Origin of the sequence: Desulfovibrio piger, assembly GCF_900116045.1 — a bacterium.
Lineage (GTDB): Bacteria > Desulfobacterota > Desulfovibrionia > Desulfovibrionales > Desulfovibrionaceae > Desulfovibrio > Desulfovibrio piger_A.
The window spans coordinates 1,451,552-1,466,990 of sequence record NZ_LT630450.1 but is presented as its reverse complement, the minus strand read 5'-3'; the positions used below and the strand labels follow the sequence as shown (position 1 = coordinate 1,466,990).

The 15,439-nt window shown below is 67.2% G+C and carries 13 protein-coding genes; 9 read left to right on the top strand and 4 right to left on the bottom strand.

Going from position 1 to position 15,439, the window contains the following annotated elements:
* Positions 1-400: 400 nt before the first annotated feature.
* Complete coding sequence (gene uvrA, locus DESPIGER_RS06800) at positions 401-3,331, bottom strand: excinuclease ABC subunit UvrA (RefSeq protein WP_072334733.1); 2,931 nt, start codon at positions 3,329-3,331, stop codon at positions 401-403.
* A gap of 148 nt (positions 3,332-3,479) precedes the next feature.
* Between uvrA and DESPIGER_RS06795 the strand changes: the two genes are divergently transcribed.
* The gene (locus DESPIGER_RS06795; protein ID WP_072334730.1) at positions 3,480-4,118 is read left to right on the top strand and encodes a hypothetical protein; all 639 of its coding nucleotides are present in this window, start codon (positions 3,480-3,482) and stop codon (positions 4,116-4,118) included.
* 52 nt (positions 4,119-4,170) lie between these two features.
* Here the strand turns inward: DESPIGER_RS06795 and DESPIGER_RS06790 are convergent, their stop codons facing one another.
* Positions 4,171-4,761, bottom strand: coding sequence for a TrmH family RNA methyltransferase (locus DESPIGER_RS06790; RefSeq protein ID WP_072334727.1), 591 nt, complete (start codon positions 4,759-4,761; stop codon positions 4,171-4,173).
* A gap of 96 nt (positions 4,762-4,857) precedes the next feature.
* Between DESPIGER_RS06790 and speG the strand changes: the two genes are divergently transcribed.
* The 5 genes from speG to proC all read left to right on the top strand — a co-directional run bounded on the left by speG (position 4,858) and on the right by proC (position 10,841).
* On the top strand, positions 4,858-5,448 hold the full coding sequence (gene speG / locus DESPIGER_RS06785; RefSeq protein ID WP_072334724.1) for a spermidine N1-acetyltransferase: 591 nt from the start codon (positions 4,858-4,860) through the stop codon (positions 5,446-5,448).
* A gap of 145 nt (positions 5,449-5,593) precedes the next feature.
* On the top strand, positions 5,594-7,021 hold the full coding sequence (locus DESPIGER_RS06780; RefSeq protein ID WP_072334721.1) for a sodium:proton antiporter: 1,428 nt from the start codon (positions 5,594-5,596) through the stop codon (positions 7,019-7,021).
* A 344-nt stretch (positions 7,022-7,365) separates the two neighbouring features.
* On the top strand, positions 7,366-8,679 hold the full coding sequence (locus DESPIGER_RS06775) for a S41 family peptidase (RefSeq protein ID WP_072337611.1): 1,314 nt from the start codon (positions 7,366-7,368) through the stop codon (positions 8,677-8,679).
* Positions 8,680-8,705: 26 nt separating this feature from the next.
* Positions 8,706-9,974: a divergent polysaccharide deacetylase family protein gene (locus DESPIGER_RS06770; RefSeq protein ID WP_231927540.1), complete on the top strand. Its 1,269-nt coding sequence runs from the start codon at positions 8,706-8,708 to the stop codon at positions 9,972-9,974.
* 66 nt (positions 9,975-10,040) lie between these two features.
* On the top strand, positions 10,041-10,841 hold the full coding sequence (proC, locus tag DESPIGER_RS06765; RefSeq protein ID WP_072334718.1) for a pyrroline-5-carboxylate reductase: 801 nt from the start codon (positions 10,041-10,043) through the stop codon (positions 10,839-10,841).
* Between the two features lie 95 nt (positions 10,842-10,936).
* Here the strand turns inward: proC and DESPIGER_RS06760 are convergent, their stop codons facing one another.
* Entirely contained in the window at positions 10,937-11,701 is a 765-nt protein-coding gene (locus DESPIGER_RS06760; protein ID WP_072334716.1) for an AMIN domain-containing protein, read from the bottom strand.
* Positions 11,702-11,934: 233 nt separating this feature from the next.
* Here DESPIGER_RS06760 and DESPIGER_RS06755 point away from each other — a divergent pair, with 233 nt between their 5' ends.
* Complete coding sequence (locus tag DESPIGER_RS06755) at positions 11,935-12,309, top strand: hydrogenase maturation nickel metallochaperone HypA (RefSeq protein WP_072334713.1); 375 nt, start codon at positions 11,935-11,937, stop codon at positions 12,307-12,309.
* A gap of 71 nt (positions 12,310-12,380) precedes the next feature.
* Entirely contained in the window at positions 12,381-13,034 is a 654-nt protein-coding gene (hypB, locus tag DESPIGER_RS06750; RefSeq protein WP_072334710.1) for a hydrogenase nickel incorporation protein HypB, read from the top strand.
* A gap of 249 nt (positions 13,035-13,283) precedes the next feature.
* On the opposite strand, the gene DESPIGER_RS06745 is transcribed toward hypB, so the two are convergent.
* Positions 13,284-14,267, bottom strand: coding sequence for a hypothetical protein (locus DESPIGER_RS06745; protein ID WP_072334708.1), 984 nt, complete (start codon positions 14,265-14,267; stop codon positions 13,284-13,286).
* 267 nt (positions 14,268-14,534) lie between these two features.
* Between DESPIGER_RS06745 and DESPIGER_RS06740 the strand changes: the two genes are divergently transcribed.
* Complete coding sequence (locus DESPIGER_RS06740) at positions 14,535-15,269, top strand: SPOR domain-containing protein (RefSeq protein ID WP_072334705.1); 735 nt, start codon at positions 14,535-14,537, stop codon at positions 15,267-15,269.
* The last annotated feature ends 170 nt before the right edge of the window (positions 15,270-15,439 follow it).

The following is a 15,439-nucleotide window of genomic DNA, read 5'->3' as shown; positions in this document are numbered from 1 at the left end:
CCGGTACGGGTACGGGAACGGAGGCAGCATAGCACAGGAAAGGCCCTCTGCCTATGGAGCAGCGGCAGCGGGAGCGGGGCGGGGGGACGCCGGGGGGAGGCCGGGAAGGGCCGGGCATGGTGTGGCGCCATCGGATAAGGATTTTGTATATTCCATGACTGATAGAGCATGAGTGAAGAAGGGCCGTACTCTCTTAAAAAAAACTGCAGGCAGGGCCACGGACCATCCTGCGCATCCTGTGCATGGCTGCAAGAAGGAAAAATCCCGTTCCTGACGGCAGGAACAGCGGTTTTCCCTTTCCCGGCATCCCCTGCGGATGCTCCTGCATGGAGAGAGGCCCGCGGACACAAAAAAAGGCTGTCCGCAGGGACAGCCTCCGGCAGGCGGTGCGGGGCCGCTCTCAGCCGCGCCGTTTGAGGCGGTCACGGCGTTCCTGCATCAAAAAGCGGCCGGTGACGGAAGCGGGGTCGGCCACGATGGCCTCGGGCGTGCCCTGCGAGACCACGAGGCCGCCGTTCTCGCCGCCGCCGGGCCCCATGTCCAGCACATGGTCGGCGGCCAGGATCATGTCCGTGTTGTGCTCGATGACCACCACGCTGGCGCCCTTGTCCACCAGGGCGTGCAGCACCTTGATGAGCTTGCCCACCTCGTGCATGTGCAGGCCGGTGGTGGGCTCGTCCAGGATGTAGAGCGTGCCCGGCAGGGAGCGCTTGCCCAGCTCGCGCGAGATCTTGATGCGCTGGGCCTCGCCGCCGGAAAGGGTGGTGGCGGGCTGGCCCAGGCGCAGGTATTCCAGGCCCACCTCCTCCAGCACGGCCAGACGCCGTTCCAGCACGGGATAGTTCTCGAAGAAGGCGCGGGCCTGCTGCACGGGCAGGTCCAGCACTTCCGCGATGTTCAGGCCCTTGTAGCGCACGTCCAGGGTCTCGTGGTTGTAGCGGCGGCCCTTGCAGACGTCGCAGGTTACATAGACGTCGGGCAAAAAGTGCATCTCCACCCGGATCTGTCCGTCGCCGCCGCAGGCCTCGCAGCGGCCGCCGCGCACGTTGAAGCTGAAGCGCCCGGGCTTGTAGCCGCGCTTGCGGGCGTCGGGGGTCATGGCGAAGATGGTGCGGATCTCGTCGAAGACCTTGGTATAGGTGGCCGGGTTGGAGCGCGGCGTGCGGCCGATGGGCGTCTGGTCGATGGCCACGATGCGCTCGACGGGGCGGGCCCCTTCGCTGTAGCTCAGGCCGGCGATGGTGCCGGGCTGGTCCACGCGCTGGCCCAGGCCGATGGCCAGATGCTTGTACAGGGTATCCACCACCAGCGAGCTCTTGCCCGAGCCGGACACGCCCGTGACACAGGTCAGCACGCCCAGCGGGAAGCGGCAGTCGATGCCGCGCAGGTTGTTGGTGGTCACGTTGTGCAGGGTCAGCCAGCCCTGGGGCTCGCGCCGCTCGTCGGGCAGGCTGATGCTGGCATCGCCGCGCAGGTAGCGGGCCGTGAGGGTATCGGCCCGCAGCAGCTCGGGCACGCTGCCCTGGAACATGATCTCGCCGCCCTGGGCGCCGGAGCCGGGCCCCAGTTCGATGACCGTGTCGGCCGCGCAGATGGTGGCCTCGTCGTGTTCCACCACCAGCACGGTGTTGCCGCGCCGCTGCAGGGAACGCAGGGTGCCCAGCAGGCGTTCGTTGTCGCGCGGGTGCAGGCCGATGGAAGGCTCGTCCAGCACATAGGTCACGCCCACCAGACCGGAACCCAGCTGGGAGGCCAGGCGGATGCGCTGGGCCTCGCCGCCGGAAAGGGTGGCCATGGCCCGGCCCAGGGAAAGATATTCCAGCCCCACGTTGCGCATGAAGGACAGGCGGTGGGTCAGCTCCTTGAGCAGGGGCTCGGCCACCAGGGCGTGGCGGCCGTCGAAATGGCGCCCTTCCAGCCATTGCAGGGCCCGCTCCACGGAAAGGGCGCAGAACTGGGCGATGTTCAGGTCGTCCACGCGCACGGCCAGGGCCTCGGGCTTGAGGCGGGCGCCGTGGCAGTCCGGGCAGTCCGTGGACTGGCGGAAGCGGGCCAGGATCTCGCGCCAGGCCTCGCCGTACTGCATGCCCTTTTCCAGCAGCGGGATGACGCCGGGCCAGCGCTCCTCGCTGACCTTCACCTCGACGGCGCGTCCGGCAAAAAGCTCGCTCTGGTGGTCGCCCGCGGCATCCAGGGCCACGTTGCCGCCCATCCAGTTGCGGCGCAGGCCGCTGCTGTGGCTGGCAGGGCGCCCCTTTTCGTCCTCGCCGTAGAACAGGCAGGCCAGGGATTCGTCGGAAAAGTCCTCCAGCGGCGTGGAGAGCGTGAAGCCGTGGCGTTCCCCCAGGGCGCGCAGGGCGGGCTCGTAACGCTGGAAATGCCTGCTCTCGGCCCAGGGCAGCAGGGCCCCGGTATTGAGGGAAAGGCCCCGGTTGGGCGCGATGAGGCGGGGCTCGAAATAGTCCACGGTGCCCAGGCCCACGCAGCGGGGGCAGGCCCCCTGCGGGCTGTTGAAGGAAAAGAGCTGCGGGCTGGGCGCGGGCAGGGAGATGTGGCAGTGCGGGCAGACCGAGGTGGTGGAATGGATGATGTCCCGCTCCCCTTCGGGCCGGTCGGGCAGGTGGACGGCCAGGCGGCCCTCGCCGTAGCGCAGGGCCAGCTCCACGGAATCGGCCAGGCGGCCGCGGATGCCGTCCTTGTTGACCAGGCGGTCCACCACCAGGTCGATGCTGTGTTTTTTGTTCTTGTCCAGGGCGGGCACGTCATCCAGGGTGTGGAAGGTGCCGTCCACGCGCACACGGGCGAAGCCTTCGGCGCGCAGCTTCCTGAACTTGTCCTGGTGGGTGCCCTTCTGCAGTTCCACCAGCGGCGCCATGACCATGAACTTGCTGCCCTGCGGCAGGGCCATGATGTCGCTGATGATCTCGTCGGCGGAACGGGCCTCGATGGGGCGGCCGCAGGAAGGGCAGTACATGCGGCCCAGCCGGGCGAAGAAGACGCGCAGAAAGTCGTGGATCTCCGTCACCGTGCCCACGGTGGAGCGGGGGTTGCGCGAGGTGCTCTGCTGCTCCAGCGAGATGGCCGGGGAAAGGCCCTCGATCTTCTCCACGTCCGGCTTGTCCATCTGGGGCAGGAACTGCCGGGCATAGGCCGAAAGGGATTCCACATAGCGGCGCTGGCCCTCGGCATAGACGATGTCGAAGGCCAGGGTGGACTTGCCGGAACCGGATGGCCCGCAGACCACCACCAGCTCGTCGCGGGGGATGTCCAGGCTGATGCCCTTGAGGTTGTGCTGCCGGGCGTTCTCGATATGGATGCAGGGTGTGTTCATGGGCTGTTATGTAAGCGTGGCGGCGCTGTTTGGCAAGAGGGATTCCTGATAAGCGCCGGAAAAAACGGCCGGGGACGATGGACAAAGGGCAGGGAAGGCCGTATAAAATTTTTGACGAGCCGGGACAGTGTCACGGCAAGGGGGAGATATGCGTGTTTTTTTCTGTCTGCTGATGCTCATGCTGCTGGGCCCGTCCGCAGGCCTGGCGCAGGAGAGCGCGCTCACGGCCCGCGAGGCGTTCAGCGCCCTGCCCACGAGCATTTTTGAAAATACGGCCGAAGGCCTTGAGGACGAGGACAAGCAGCAGCTGCTGGAAGAAGGCCAGAGCGAGTTCTGGGAGCTGGCCGGCGAGAGCCGGGACGTGATCGTGTTCCGGGCGCTGCCCTTCCGTGACAGCGGCGTGGCCCTGCGCCTGTTCCGGGACGCTGACGACGGCTCGGCCGTGGCGGCCATCGGCACGCTGGGCACCGAGCTGTGCACGGTGGAGCTGTGGCGCGTGGACGCCTCGGGGCGCACGGTGCCCGTGGACGTGCCGCAGGAGCCGGACATCCAGGAATTCTTCGCCAAGGGCCAGCCCGTGCCCGACGATGTGAACCCCTCGGTGCTCATCTGCCTGGGCATGGGGGGCCTGCGCGCGCACCCCGTGTTCTGGAACAAGACCGGCATGCTCTACCTGCCGCTGGCCAACGAGATCGGCTACCGCTGGGACGGGCACCGCTTCCAGAAGGTGGTCAGGCCGCATGCGGAAGGCAGCGGCGGGCCTGCCGGCGGGCTGGACATCCCGTAATGGAGCAAGGGGGCACCCGGCAGGGCGCCCCTTTCTGCTATCGTGCGGGGCCCTATTTTTCCAGCCACAGGGCCAGGCGGCGTTCCAGCTCGTCGGGCTCCAGGCGGGGGCTGTCGTAAAAGCCGGCGGCCTCGCGCTGGCGGCAGGCCTCGGACAGGATGATGGCCGAGGCCACCGAGACGTTGAAACTCTGGATCATGCCGTACATGGGGATATAGAGCTCACCGTCGGCCATGCTGATGAGTTCCTCGTTGACGCCGCTGTGTTCGTTGCCCATGATGATGGCCGTGGGACGGGTGAAGTCCCAGGTGCGCAGCGGCCTGGCCGCGGGCGTGAAGGTGGTGGCCAGGATCTGCATGTTCCGGGCGCGCAGGCTGGTCTCCAGCTCCTGGCGGTCGCGGTGGCGCACGCTCTCCACCCATTTGCGGGCCGAGGCCGAGGTCTTGCGGCCCAGCACGGGGAAGGGCGTGTCGGTATAGTACAGGTGCACCTTGTCCACGCCGAAGGCGTCACAGGAACGGTAGATGGCCGAGACATTGTGCGGGTCATGGATATTGGCAAGCACAAGGGTCAGGTCGGGCTGACGGTGGGCAAGCACCGAGCCCAGACGCGCCTTGCGCCGGGGAGTGGGGTCCTTGGGCATAGCATCCTCGTTGTTGGTGGAATTCGCCGGGAATCTGGCAGAAAAACGCCGTTCCCGCAAGCCTTGGCCTTGCGGCGCGCGGCAGGGAGTCACAGCATGGAAACTGGCAGGGAAGCATCGGCCGCCATCCGCATCCGGCCGCTGGAACGGGAAGACCTCAAGTTCGTGCACGGCCTGGACAACAACGCCAACGTCATGCGCTACTGGTTCGAGGAGCCCTACGAGGCCTTCGTGGAATTGCAGGACCTGTACAACAAGCACATCCATGACCAGAGCGAGCGCCGCTTCATCGTGGACTACGAGGGCCAGAACGTGGGCCTGGTGGAGCTGGTGGAGATCGACTACATCCACCGCCGGGCCGAGTTCCAGATCATCATCGACCCGGCCTGGCAGAACCACGGCTTCGCCACGGCGGCGGCCAAGCTGGCCATGGCCTATGCCTTCGACGCGCTCAACCTCTACAAGCTCTATCTTGTGGTGGACAACGAGAACGTGCGCGCCATCCATGTCTATTCCAAGCTGGGGTTCCAGGCCGAGGGCGTGCTCATCCACGAGTTCTTTGCCAACGGTGCCTACCATGACGCCACGCGCATGTGCATCTTCCAGCACGAATACCGCAGCCTTTACGGCAGCGGCGGCGGCACGGACGCTCCCCTGCCCGGGGGCGGCCCGGATGCCGGCAAGTAGGGCAGATCTTGTGAAATGTCCCATCTTGCGCCAAGAGGTCGCATTTTCGTTGCAAAAAAGGTGGAAATGGCGTAAGATTTAGAAGTTTTCATAGTGTATCACAATGTTTTCTTTTGTGATATTTTACTGACTTGAGGAGAATCCCATGTTGAAACGCTGGTCCCTGCCTCTTGCCCTGCTGACCGTGCTGGCGCTCCCCGTGCTGGCCCTGGCCTCCGAAGGGCATCCGAGCATCCCCGGTGCGGAACTGTCCGCGGTCTGGGTCATTCCCTTTGTGTGCATGCTGCTGTCCATCGCCGTCATGCCCCTAGCTCTGCCGCATATCTGGCATCATCACTTCGGCAAGATCTCCATCTTCTGGGGGCTTGCCTTCCTGATCCCCTGTCTGGCGGTCTACGGTTTCAACGTGGCCTTCTATGAATTCCTCCATGCCATCCTGCTGGAGTACATCCCCTTCATCGTGCTGCTGTTCGCCCTGTTCACCGTGGCCGGCGGCGTGCGCCTGAAGGGCTCGCTGGTGGGCACGCCGGTGGTCAACACCGGCATCCTGGCCGTGGGCACCATCCTGGCCAGCTGGATGGGCACCACCGGCGCCGCCATGCTGCTGATCCGTCCGCTGCTGCGCGCCAACGCCCACCGCAGGTACCGTGTGCACTCCGTGGTCTTCTTCATCTTCCTGGTGGCCAACATCGGCGGCTCCCTGACCCCCCTGGGCGACCCGCCGCTGTTCCTGGGCTACCTGAAGGGCGTGAGCTTCTTCTGGACCACCACCAACCTGTTCGTGAAGACCCTCTTCATGTCCCTGGCCCTGCTGGGCATCTACTTCGTGCTGGATACCGTCCTGTTCGGCCGTGAAGGCCGTCCCCAGCCCCCGCATGATCCCGACAAGGTGGAAGAAAAGCTGGGCCTCGACGGCTCCATCAACCTGCTCTTCCTGCTGGGCATCGTGCTCTGCGTGCTGGTCTCCGGCATGATCGACCTCGGCCAGGTCATCAGCATCCACGGCGTGGGCATCGACGGCCAGAACCTGCTGCGCGACATCCTGCTGCTCTGCCTGGCCGGCCTGTCCTGGAAGTTCACCACCCGCCAGTGCCGTGAACTCAACGGCTTCTCCTGGGCCCCCATCGAAGAAGTGGCCAAGCTCTTCCTGGGCATCTTCCTGAGCATGATCCCCGCCCTGGCCATCCTGCGTGCCGGTACCGACGGCGCCCTGTCCGGCGTCATCAACATGGTCTTCCATGACGGCGAGCCCGTGAACTACATGTTCTTCTGGCTGACCGGCGCCCTGTCCAGCTTCCTGGACAACGCGCCCACCTACCTGGTGTTCTTCAACACCGCCGGCGGCGACCCCGCGCACCTGATGACCGACATGGCGTCCACCCTGGCCGCCATCTCCGCCGGTGCCGTGTTCATGGGCGCCAACAGCTACATCGGCAACGCGCCCAACTTCATGGTGCGTTCCATCGCCGAAGAACAGGGCGTGCCCATGCCCAGCTTCTTCGGTTACATGGCCTGGTCCGTGGGTATCCTGATCCCGCTGTTCCTGATCCTGACCTGGCTGTTCTTCATCTAGGCCCTGCGCCGCGTGCTTCCAGGGGCCGCCCGGTGACGGGCGGCCCCTTTTTTTATGGGCGCCGGTCCGCCGGGCGCCGCGGGCGCGAAAGATACCGCCAAAGGGCGGCCGACGGGCCCGCCGGGGACGGCCGGGGCCCCGGGGACGGCATCCTGGTCCCTGCCGCAGGCGGCAAGGCGCGCGGCGTCGTCCCGCGCCTGTCTTCCCGCTGCCCGCCGTCATTGCTTTTTGACCTGAAAAAGGTAACTATGGCCGTTCCGCAGGCGGCCCGGCAGGCTGTGTGCTGCCCCGCCGGTCCCGGCTGGAGCGGCCTGCGTCCGTATGATCTTTTCGGGAGGCAATCCATGCGAGCTCTGTTCCGTTTGACCGTTTTCCTTTGCGTGCTGGCCCTCTGCTGCCCGCTGGGAGCCACCGCTGCCGCCAGGGCCGACAAAGACAAGGTCGAGGAGGACTTTGAGGCCCTGCGCCGTTTCAGCCAGGTGCTGGATCTGGTGAACCGCTATTATGTGAAGGACGTGAACCAGGGCGAACTGCTGGACGGTGCGCTCAAGGGCATGCTGCAGGGCCTTGATCCGCACTCCACCTTCATGACGCCCGAAGAGCACAAGGAGATGCAGGAGACCACCTCCGGCGAGTTCACCGGCATCGGCATCGAGATCACGGTGGAGAACGGCCAGGTGACCGTGGTGACGCCCATCGAGGATACGCCCGCCTACCGTGCCGGGCTCCAGTCCGGGGACATCATCCTGACCATCAACGGCCAGCCCACACAGGAGCTGAGCCTGCAGGACGTGGTCTCGCGCATCCGCGGCCCCAAGGGCACGGAAGTGGAGCTGGGCATCCTGCACAGCACCTCCAAGTCGCCCAAGACCGTCCGGGTCAAGCGTGAGGCCATCCCGCTGGTCAGCGTGAAGTCCAAGCCGCTGGAAGACGGCTACTACTGGATCCGCCTCACCCGTTTTTCCGGCCGGACCGACGAGGACCTGCGCGACGCCCTCAAGAAGGCCACCCGCGAATGCGCCAAGACAGGCGGCCTCAAGGGCATCGTGCTCGACCTGCGCAACAATCCCGGCGGCCTGCTGGACCAGGCCGTGAGCGTTTCCGACATGTTCCTGAGCAAGGGCACCATCGTGTCCATCCAGGGCCGCGGCCCCGTGCCGGAGCGCATCTACGAGGCCAAGGACCAGGCCGGGGACATCGACGTGCCCGTGGTGGTGATCATCAATGCTGGTTCGGCCTCGGCCTCCGAGATCGTGGCCGGCGCCCTGCGCGACCAGAAGCGCGCCCTGATCATCGGCGAGCGTTCCTTCGGCAAGGGCTCGGTGCAGAACATCATCCCCCTGTCCGACGGTTCGGCCCTCAAGCTGACCGTGGCCCTGTACTACACGCCCAGCGGCAGCTCCATCCAGGCCGAGGGCATCGTGCCCGACCTGGAGATCCCCTTCGAGCGCCCGCATGAAGAGGACGCCGACGAGCCCCGCATCCTGCTGCGCGAACAGAACCTGAGCGGCCATCTGGAGAACGCCGATGGCGGCAAGAAGGCCGCGAGCAGCAAGAAGCGTGACGATGCCGCGGAACAGCTGGCCCGCGACAACCAGCTGCGCATGGCCCTGCAGCTGGTCAAGGGCCTGCCCCGCATCCAGGAGATCCGGCGCTAGGCCTGCGTCCGGCGCGGAGGGACCCTGTGCGCGTGCCTTTCTTTCATCCCGGCCCCCCGGACGGCGGCGATCATGCCGCCCTCCCCGGGGGGCCGTGTGCGTCGGCCCGCCTGCTGCTGGGCGGTGTCCTGTGGTTTTGCCTGTGTCTGGGCCTTTGCCTGTGGCTGGTCTCCCGGGAGGGAGGCGCCGTGCTGGTGGACGGGGACGGACAGCCCGTGCTGGCCACCGGTGACTGGCTGCGGCACCGGGACCGTCTGGACGATCTCATGCGGCAGACCCTGCCCCGGGTCATGCCCGGCTGCCGTCTGCTGACCATGCCCGGCTTCTCGGAGCAGGAGGCCCGGCATTACCGCGTGGAAGGCGACGGCGCCCCCCTGCGGCTGGCCCTGGCCCTGCAGGAGCGGCTGTGCCAGGAGGTCCTGCGTACCGGCCCTGACGGCGGGCGCCTGCTGGCCGATGACGTGCCCCTGCCCCGACTGCGCTGGACGGATGACGGTGTGCTGGAAGCCGTCGTGGATGGCCGTACCTGCCTCGTCCTGCATTTCCCCGGCTGGGAGGCCATGCTGGCCACGCTTTCCCGGCCCATGCCCGAGCCCGCCCTGGTGCTGGTGATGGACGATATGGGCCAGAAGCTGGAACCGGCGGAGCAGCTGGCCAGCCTGCCGTTCCCCGTGGCCCTGGCCCTCTGGCCCCATGCGCCCGCCCGCCGTCCTGTGCAGCAGGTGGCCCGGGACATGGGGATGGACGTCCTGCTGCACATGCCCATGGAGGCCATGCCCCGCAAGAACGGCTCCGCGCCCGATCCGGGCCCCGGAGCGCTGGAAACGGACATGGACGCCTATGCCATGGAACACGCCCTGGACAGGGCGCTGGCACAGGTGCCCACGGCCCTGGGCTTCAACAACCATATGGGGTCCGGGTTCACCGGGCGGCGCGATGCCTGCCGCGTGCTGGCCGGCCTGGCCTACGGGCGCGGGCTGTTCGTGCTGGACAGCGTCACCCGCGGCAACAGCCAGCTGGAGACCAGCATGGTCCGCCAGGGCATCGTCACGGCCAGCCGCCATGTCTTTCTGGACGATCCCCAGGGCACGGACAAGGTGCTGGCAGCGCTGGACAAGGCCGCCCGTCTGGCCCGCAGGCAGGGCATCGCCATCGCCATCGGGCACCCGCACGACTCGACCCTGCGGGCCCTGGAACGCTGGGAGAACCGCGAGGGCGTGGCCGTGGTGCCCCTGCGGCGCTATGTCTGGCACCTGGCCCAGCTGCGTGCCGGGCAGGCCGGCAGGCCGGAGTGATCTTTCCGGGAGCGTCTGGCGCGCTTCCCGGCTGACAGCCGCCTGTGGCGGTGATGGAGAACGAACATGAGCATGAGCATCGGTTGTGTGGGTTGCGGCAACATGGGCGGGGCCATCCTGGCCGGTCTTGCCGCTTCTTCCCTGGACTGCACCCTGTATGGCCATACGCGCACGGCGGCACGCATGGCGCCTCTGGAAGCGGCGGGCGTCACCCGTCTGGATTCGGCCGGCGAGCTGGCCCGCAAGGCCCGCTATGTGGTCATGGCCGTCAAACCCTACCAGATCGAGGCCCTGCTGGCCGGGATGGCGCCCGATTTCGGGCCCGACACGGTGGTCATCTCCGTGGCGGCGGGCATCAGCATCGCCCGTCTGCAGGCGGCCGTGGGCGGCCGCTGCCCCGTGGTGCGCTGCATGCCCAACACGCCCGCGCTGGTGGGCAAGGGCGTGTTCGCCCTCTGTTTCGACGACAAGGTCCCGGCGGCGGGCAAGGAGGACATCCTGCGCTTCTTCAGCCAGCTGGGTGTCTGCCTGGAGCTGCCGGAGTCCCGCTTCACGGCCTTCTCGGCCCTCATCGGCGCCGGGCCTGCCTATGTGTTCGGCATGATGCAGGGGCTGGTGCAGGCCGGCGTCACCCTGGGCCTGGGCCGCAAGGAATGCCGCGACATGGTGGCGGCCCTGTTCGAAGGTTCGGCCGTCATGGCGGCCCGCAGCGACACGCCGCTTATGGAATTGCGCGACCAGGTCTGCTCGCCCGGCGGCCTGACCATCGCCGGGGTCAATGTCCTGGACAGGGCGGGCCTTTCCGGCCTGCTGGTGGACGCGGTGCTGGCCGCCGACCAGCGCGGCAGGGAAATGGAAAAGGAATAAAGGAAGGGGAGGCGTGAGCCTCCCTTTTCCAGATGCGAAAAAACGGCAGGGTCTCGCGGGAGACCCTGCCGTTTTTTATCGTTAGCTGCGGGAAATCACTTGGTCTTGTCCAGACGGATGTCCAGGCGCTTCTTGCCCCTGGTCAGGATGTAGCGGGTCCTGGCCTTGGCGTGCAGGTCGATGACGATGCGGGTGTCGCCGCCCTTCTTGCCCAGGCGCACGTCCTTGACCATCTCGCCCTTGGGCACGCCGGGCTCGCTGAGTTTCCAGGTGCCGTGCAGGTCCACCACCACGCGGGCGGGGCTGGTCAGCTCCAGATGCTTGAAGCGGATGGGCGACGAGGCGTCCAGGCGGATGGTGGCGCCGCCGTCGCGCACGAAGACCACGAAGTTGGTGATGGTCTGCTCCCTGGGGGCGGGGGCCGCCTTGCGGGGCGCGGGCTGGGGTTTGGCGGCGGGCTTTTCCGCCTTTTTCTCCGCCGGAGCAGGAGCCGGGACAGGCCGGGCCTTTTCGTCATGGCCGGCAGCGGCGGGCGGGGCCATGCCCGGGCCTGCGGGAGCCGTGTCCCCGGCCGTCGCGGCCGCTGTTTCTTCCCCGGTATCGAAGGCGAAGCCGCGTTCCACGGCGGCGGGAGAAGGCTTGACCCCGGCGGCGGCCAGTTTTTCACCATCGGCAGGGCTGCCGGGCGTCACGGGCAGGGGGGGCTGGGCAACGGGCGGCGCGGGCGTCACGGGGGCGGAGACGCTGTTGTCGGCAGGGGCCTGGGCGTCGCCGGACTGGCCCATGCGCGTGTTGAGCAGGATGAGCAGCAGGCCAAGGATGATGACCGCGAGGACTATCCAGAGAAAGATCTTGTTCATGCCAGTAGGCTCCTGTGCCTTTGGGCCGGATGTCCGCCGGATGTTCCCGGCGGAAGATCGCGTGTTGCGGTCCATGATGCGTGTGCCCCGGCAGCGGGGAGAGCTTTGCCGGGCCGGGGCGGGTCATGGGCCCCCTGTGCAGGCACGGCTAAACTCTACATGATTTGTGCCGAATGGCAAGATTTGCCAAATCCCTTTACGCGCCGGGGGCTTTGCGCTAGCATCGGCGCATCATGCACGAAATGTCCATCGCCCAAAGCATCCTGGACATAGCTCTGGAAGAGATCGCCAGACAGGGCTGTGACCGGCTCGACCTCATCCGTGTGGAATGCGGCGCCCTGGCCGGCGTGGTGCCGGACTCGCTGCAGTTCTGCTTCGAGGCCCTGGTGCAGGGCGGCCCGCATGCGGCTGCCCGGCTCGAAGTGGTGTCCCTTCCCCTGCGGCTGCGCTGTTCCGCCTGCGGGCGGACCTTTGGCGGCGAGGGGCAGGAAGCCCTCTGGCAGCCGTGCCCGGCGTGCGGCGCCCTGACAGGTCACACGGTGGAGCAGGGCAAGGAGCTGCAGATCAGTCATCTGGAAGCCTCCGCCAGCGGGGGCCAGGATTCATAAACCGACGGCCTGCGGCCATGCCGCCGCCAGGCGGGCCCTGAGGAAAAGGGCCGGAGTCCCGGGAGGAAACGATGCAAATTCCTGTGGTGCGCAACGTTCTGGAAGCCAATGAAAAGATAGCGGCCAGCGTGCGCGAGAAACTGCGCGAGCGCAAGATCCTGGCCCTGAATCTGATCTCGTCGCCGGGCGCCGGCAAGACGACCCTGCTGGAACGCACCCTGCATGACCTGGCCGGCGAGTTCCACATGGCCGTCATCGAAGGCGACCTGCAGACCGACAACGATGCCCGCCGCGTGGCGGCCACGGGCGCCCAGGCCGTTCAGATCAACACCGACGGCGGCTGCCACCTGGACAGCAACATGATCATGACGGCCCTGGAGAGCCTGGACCTGGACGGGGTGGACATCCTGTTCATCGAGAACGTGGGCAATCTGGTCTGCCCCGTGGAATTCGACTGCGGCGAAGACGCCAAGGTGGCCCTGCTGAGCGTGACCGAAGGCGACGACAAGCCCGAAAAATACCCCCTGCTGTTCAACCTGGCCAAGGCCATGGTGCTGAACAAGGTGGACCTGCTGCCCTATGTGGACTTCGACCGCGAACGGGCGCGGGACTTTGCCACCCGCCTCAACAAGGAACTGGCCGTGTTCGAGGTCTCCTGCCGTGACGGTTCCGGCCTGGAAGGCTGGTACCAGTGGCTGCGCGACATGCGCGCCGGCAAGCTGTAAGCCCGGCCCGCATCTTCGGAATGCAGAAGCCCCCTGCGAAAGGGGGCTTTTCGTTTTTTCGGCGGGCCACAGGAAAAAGACCGTACGGGGCGTCCGCCCGGCCCGCTGCCCGTCGCGGCGGCACGATGCGGAGCGCGCGTTCCGTCCGGGCGTCCTTCCGGCCTGTCCGCCCCGGTGCGGTGGCGTAAAAAAGGCCTCCCTCCCCCTGAGGGGAGCGGAGGCCCTTCATGGCGGGATCGTCCGTATCCGCTAGAACGAGGCGCTGTACGCCGTCATGTCCACGATAAGGGTGGCGGTGGGGCGGCGCACGGTGATGGTGAAGAGCTGCACGTCCTTGCGGGGGGTGTCGCTGATGAGGTCGGGCAGCATGTCGCCGGGGGCCATCATGATGCAGGCGTCGCCGCGCGGGGCGTTCATGAGCATGCCCAGGGCCATGTGCAGGATCTCCATCTGCCGCTTCTGGTCGGCCACGGGCATCTCGGTAAAGTTCATGTCCAGGCCCGGCAGCTCGGCCTGCCAGGGACGGTAGCCCATGCCGTAAAGGCTGGCCAGCAGGGCGTCCAGGCGCTGGTCGCTGAGCTTCTGGCGCAGTTCCACATGTTCCAGCACCTCGCCGCCGGCCTTGACCGGGAACGTCTCCACATTGTCGTCGCCGGGCGTGTAGGGCGTCAGGCGGGCGGCCCAGACCATGTCGGCAAAGCCCAGGCTGGTCAGCACGGCGCCGCTGTCGTCACGCAGGGGATCCTTTTCCAGCAGGGCGCAGGCGTCCTTCATCAGCATGCCGGGCCGGAATTTGTCCAGGGCGCAGACGGGCCGGGCATCTTCCGCGGGCAGCAGGGATTTTTCCGTGCCGGTGATATGGCTGGTCTTGCCGTCGAGGCCGCGGACCAGCAGACAGGGATGATGCTCGCCGCACAGGGTCAGGCTCTGGATGCCGGCCAGGCGGACCTTGCCGAAGTCCCACAGGTACAGGCCCATGTCCATGCGCAGGTCGGCGGTGCCGCCGGGGTTGAGCAGCTGGTCCTCGCCGCCGGGCAGGAGGTCGAGACGGGCATAGTTGGCCTGGTTGCCCACGGTGAAGCGGATGCTCAGCAGCTCTTCGGCGCTTTCGTTGCGGATGGTCAGGCTTTTTTCGTCTTCCTGGGTGTCCCGGGCCGCGAAGGCCGGGGAGGACGCGATCAGGGAGGCGAGCACAAGGGTCAGCAGAACAAGAAGACGGCAGGGATGGAACATGTCGGACCTCGTCAGGTTGCAGTCCTGAAGGGCTGGGACGGCACGGCGGCCGTAGTTGGCAGGATCGGGCCGCACAGCAGCGCGCGGCATGCTGTAGGTGTAGCAAAGGCCCGCCGGGGCCGCAAGGCATTGCCGCCGGTGCGGGCAGGCAGGCGGGGAGTTTTGTGGCGGCGCGGGGCCTTTACGCTGCCCGCCCCGGCTGGTATAGGAATCAGTCGGGCGGGGCTGTCCGCCCTTTTTCCCATGCCGTTTTTCCAAGGAGCCGCCATGTCCTCGTCCCGCCGCGCGCAGGATCATCCCCAGCAGACGCCCGCCGCAGGGCTGCAACTGACCCTGCCGGTCCTGGTGACGGCCGGCGTGCTTTTTGTGGCGGCCCTCGTCCTCGCCTATCTTGGCGGGGTGATGACCGGCCGTGCCCAGTGGGCCAGCAGCCTTGAAGAGTCCCGTGCGGCCCTGGCCGCGGCCGCTGCCACGGACGGACAAAAGGATGACGCCGCAGGGGAGGGCCAGGCCGCCGATGCGGACAGTGCGGCGGAGGCCCTGGCCGAGGCCTCGGTGCTGGCGGCCTCGGAGCTGCGCTTTTCCCGGGCCCTGCGTGCCGAGCCCGGCGCGCGTCTGGAGCCTGTCTCGCCGCCGTTGCCCGCCGCCCAGGCGCCCAGACCGGCGGCCGGGGAGGCCCCGGCCTATCCGCCCATGCCCCCGGGCATGCAGCCTGCCGTGCCCGCCGGGGAAAAAGCGCCGCCGCCCACCCCCACCGACATGTATGATTTCGTCTTCCAGCTGGGGGCCTTCCGTGATGCCGGCATCGTGGACGATCTGCGCCAGCGCCTGGAAGGGCGCGGCCTGCGCACCCGCATGGAGCGCAGCGGCAAGCTTTATCTGGTCATGGTGGTCCTGCGCGGCACGGACGAGCGGGCCCGCGAGGTGGAGGCCATCGCCCAGGACATGCATCTGGGCAAGCCGCTCATGCGCAGCCGCAAGCCTGTTCCCGGCCGCCGCTAGGCCCGGCGGGGCGGGGCCGTTCCCGGGCCGCCGGGGCCCGCTTGCAATATGTGAAAAAAATCGCTATCATTGCAAAAATTGTTTGTTTGATTAAACAGTTTTATGGTCACGGTTCCATGCGCCGTGCCTCCTCTTCCCCGCCCCCGGCAGGCCCGGTGCGGCCGGGGCCG

What these genes read in the sequence shown, in the direction of transcription:
- DESPIGER_RS06760 (WP_072334716.1), bottom strand. Translation starts at nt 11,701, where the DNA reads ATGAACAAGATCTTTCTCTGGATAGTCCTCGCGGTCATCATCCTTGGC.
- DESPIGER_RS06780 (WP_072334721.1), top strand. Translation starts at nt 5,594, where the DNA reads ATGTTGAAACGCTGGTCCCTGCCTCTTGCCCTGCTGACCGTGCTGGCG.
- DESPIGER_RS06775 (WP_072337611.1), top strand. Translation starts at nt 7,366, where the DNA reads ATGCGAGCTCTGTTCCGTTTGACCGTTTTCCTTTGCGTGCTGGCCCTC.
- speG (WP_072334724.1), top strand. Translation starts at nt 4,858, where the DNA reads ATGGAAACTGGCAGGGAAGCATCGGCCGCCATCCGCATCCGGCCGCTG.
- hypB (WP_072334710.1), top strand. Translation starts at nt 12,381, where the DNA reads ATGCAAATTCCTGTGGTGCGCAACGTTCTGGAAGCCAATGAAAAGATA.
- DESPIGER_RS06795 (WP_072334730.1), top strand. Translation starts at nt 3,480, where the DNA reads ATGCGTGTTTTTTTCTGTCTGCTGATGCTCATGCTGCTGGGCCCGTCC.
- DESPIGER_RS06790 (WP_072334727.1), bottom strand. Translation starts at nt 4,761, where the DNA reads ATGCCCAAGGACCCCACTCCCCGGCGCAAGGCGCGTCTGGGCTCGGTG.
- DESPIGER_RS06745 (WP_072334708.1), bottom strand. Translation starts at nt 14,267, where the DNA reads ATGTTCCATCCCTGCCGTCTTCTTGTTCTGCTGACCCTTGTGCTCGCC.
- proC (WP_072334718.1), top strand. Translation starts at nt 10,041, where the DNA reads ATGAGCATGAGCATCGGTTGTGTGGGTTGCGGCAACATGGGCGGGGCC.
- DESPIGER_RS06740 (WP_072334705.1), top strand. Translation starts at nt 14,535, where the DNA reads ATGTCCTCGTCCCGCCGCGCGCAGGATCATCCCCAGCAGACGCCCGCC.
- uvrA (WP_072334733.1), bottom strand. Translation starts at nt 3,331, where the DNA reads ATGAACACACCCTGCATCCATATCGAGAACGCCCGGCAGCACAACCTC.
- DESPIGER_RS06755 (WP_072334713.1), top strand. Translation starts at nt 11,935, where the DNA reads ATGCACGAAATGTCCATCGCCCAAAGCATCCTGGACATAGCTCTGGAA.